Here is an 886-nt window from a genome sequence, read left to right as displayed (position 1 = left end):
CGAACTTGTCGTCGAAGTCCCGCAACGTCTTCTGGTCAAGGTTGAGGCTGAAGTACAGGGTGCCCTCGATGCCCATGTCCACGCCGTCCGAAGACGGGGTGTGCACTACGTCCACCCCCGAGCGGTCGCCCGCGTTGGCCTTCGCGGTGATCGTGTAGAAGCGCTGCTGGGCCGGGTACTTGTGGCTGGTGGAGTAGAGCCCCGAGTGCTTCGGTACCGGCTACATGCCCGGCGGTGCGGACCACGAGCAGGTCGCCACGGCCGCGGTCGAAGATGATCTCGGCGGCGAGCCGGGAGTCGGAGCATCCGAACAGCACGGCGAAGGGCTGCTGGGACGGTGCGGTCTCAGTGCGGCGGGTGGCGTCCTGGTTCGGGTGCTCGGGGGTGCCGGCGACGAAGCGTTGGTTCCCGGCCATGAGCAGGTCGAAGGCGTCGCGGGGCGTCGGCGTCTGGATCTTCTCGGTCATGGCGGCAACCTACGAGGTGGCATCTGCTGCCGCAGCCACTGGTCCGGCCGGAGGCGTGAGGAACGGGCGGCGCTGGCGACCTCAGCGTCACACCCAGGCGCTGGGGCGAGGGCGCCCTCGGTGCGGAACCGCAGCGCGCGGCGCAGATGCCCGGCCACGTACGGGTCCGCAGCTCTCCGTTTGTCCTGCACATCTGCGCAACGAGCCAGGCGCTGCTCGCGCTGTCGGCTGAACGAGCCATGTCCGCGCACACCGTGAGGCCGCAGGCGGTCTGGGCCCGTCCCCGGGCCCGAAGGGGGGCTTTGTGCGGTGGCCAGGGGGCTCGCGAAGGGCCGGTCGGGGTCGGTGGTGGGGTCAGGGGGGTGTGAGGGCGTCGAGGCGGGCGGCGAGGTCGGGGTGGGTGGCGGCGAGGTGGGGGC

1 pseudogene is annotated in these 886 nt (G+C 71.1%); it reads right to left on the bottom strand.

The features are described from left to right. Positions 1-170: 170 nt before the first annotated feature. Positions 171-467: pseudogene (locus P3H78_RS33165) on the bottom strand (carbonic anhydrase); the annotation flags it as partial. Positions 468-886: the final 419 nt, after the last annotated feature.

This window comes from Streptomyces tropicalis (genome assembly GCF_029269835.1).
Classification (GTDB): domain Bacteria; phylum Actinomycetota; class Actinomycetes; order Streptomycetales; family Streptomycetaceae; genus Streptomyces; species Streptomyces tropicalis.
The sequence above is the reverse complement of the archived record's forward strand: the minus strand, read 5'-3'. Positions and strand labels throughout refer to the sequence as shown.